The following is a 1,846-nucleotide window of genomic DNA, read 5'->3' as shown; positions in this document are numbered from 1 at the left end:
GCTCTAGCGGCTAGAATCTCCGGTCTTTTCGCCTCCTCAGACGAGGCAAAAAGCGCCTCTCTGTCGGGGGCGCGGGCGTCCTGCGATTCTGAGCGAGCCGCTTCCGCTTTTCTAAAGAAGTAAGGTGGAGATAAACTGCCCGTAAAAGCCCAATTGGTGAGGGCTAATAATCAGTGGGAATGAAGAAAACTCCACTGATTAAAGTTTCACTTTATGAAATTTTTAAATATATGTATGAACAAGAGCAATTATAAAAAATAAAAATAGATGATTGACATTTTATAAATCATTCACATACAATATAAATGAATGACATTCAGTCATTTTGTTTCGTGGAAGGATGTAGATAATGAGTAAAAAAGAAAAAATTGTATACGCTGCTATCGAATGTTTTAGGGAAAAAGGGATTGAAAAAACAAAGATTTCGGATATTGTGAAATCAGCTGGTATTGCTCAAGGAACTTTCTATTTATATTTTTCTTCAAAACTATCTGTAGTGCCTGCTATTGCAGAAATTATGGTTGAGAAGATGATATGTGCAGTTGAAGAAAAAGTACAAGCTAGCACTTCTTTCTTAGATACATTTTCGCAAATTGTAGATGCAATTTTTGATTTTACAAAGGAACACCACGAAATACAGGCATTAATATATGTTGGTTTAGCATCAACCGAACATATAAAAAAATGGGAGAGTCTATATCAGCCTCTTTACATTTGGATAAAGCACTTTTTAGAAGAAGCTAAGGATGCTAATGTCATACGGAATTCTATTCATGTTGAAAGAACTTCCAAACTTTTTATCGCTTTAGTTGAATCGGCAGCAGAACAAATGTATTTATATGATCATGTAAAAGAAGAACAAGCTGATTTACAAAAGGCTGAAGTTTTGGATTTTTTAACGCATGCATTAGATATAAGAAAATAAATGTTCATTCGTTGGTTATAGCAAGATAGATAAATTCAGGCTAAAAATGAATGACAGTCAGTCATAAGAGGTGGAAATATATGAAAAACAAAGCTTGGTTATATGTAATATTAACATGTATTTTTGAAGTTTTTTGGGTTTTTGGTTTTAATACCGCTCACGAATGGTGGCATTGGGCAATCATTGTAGGGATTATTTTTGTTGATTTTCATATGCTTTCTAAAGCGTGTGAACATCTTGCGACAGGAACAGTATATGCCGTTTTTGCCGGAGCAGGAACTGTGGGAACTTTCTTAATGGACGTTTTCCTTTTTGGTGGAAGTTTTAGTCTAGGGAAATTATTTTTCATAGTTATGATAGTAGCTGGCGTTATTGGCCTGAAGTTAGCTGATAACAAAGAAGCAGGAGAAGAAGAAGTTATGAAAGGAGCTGCTTAAGGATGGGATGGATTTTTGTCCTTTGTGCCGCAATTTGTGAAATAGTTGGTGTAGTAGGTCTTAAAATGTATAGTAAGGATAAAACAGTAAAAAATGGAGCTCTTTATGTCGGTGGATTTGGTATGTCCTTCGCATTTTTATATACATCTTTCCTATTTTTACAGGTAAGTGTAGCTTATGCGGTTTGGATTGGTATAGGAACAGCCGGTGCTGTCTTGTTAAATATGTTCCTATTTGGAGAATCAAAAAGTAAGGCACGTATGATGAGTGTGGCTCTTATTGTATGCGGAGTGACAGGATTAAAGGCTCTTTCTTAAAGATAGAAAAAGTTTATTACAAATAAGGAAGAGTATATTGTGATGTAAGCCCCTAATGTTCTATTAAGGGGTTTTTCTATATAAATTCAAATTGAAACCCGACATAACCCCTTTCTTTTTGGGAGGAAAGAGGATCCGCCGATGTATAGAAGCGGTCAGATCCTTTT

General features: G+C 35.5%; 3 protein-coding genes. All 3 read left to right on the top strand.

The features are described from left to right. Positions 1 to 346 precede the first annotated feature (346 nt). The 3 genes from V7183_RS01940 to V7183_RS01930 all read left to right on the top strand — a co-directional run bounded on the left by V7183_RS01940 (position 347) and on the right by V7183_RS01930 (position 1,679). Complete coding sequence (locus V7183_RS01940; protein WP_335358546.1) at positions 347 to 925, top strand: TetR family transcriptional regulator; 579 nt, start codon at positions 347 to 349, stop codon at positions 923 to 925. Between the two features lie 80 nt (positions 926 to 1,005). Next, on the top strand, positions 1,006 to 1,362 hold the full coding sequence (locus V7183_RS01935) for a DMT family transporter (protein WP_335358533.1): 357 nt from the start codon (positions 1,006 to 1,008) through the stop codon (positions 1,360 to 1,362). Between the two features lie 2 nt (positions 1,363 to 1,364). Beyond that, positions 1,365 to 1,679 (top strand): DMT family transporter, encoded by a 315-nt coding sequence (locus V7183_RS01930; RefSeq protein WP_335358532.1) that lies wholly within the window; start codon positions 1,365 to 1,367, stop codon positions 1,677 to 1,679. Positions 1,680 to 1,846: the final 167 nt, after the last annotated feature.

The organism is Bacillus sp. JJ1127 (genome assembly GCF_036965845.1).
In the GTDB taxonomy this organism is placed as follows: Bacteria; Bacillota; Bacilli; order Bacillales; family Bacillaceae_G; genus Bacillus_A.
This window is presented reverse-complemented; position numbering and strand designations above follow the sequence as displayed.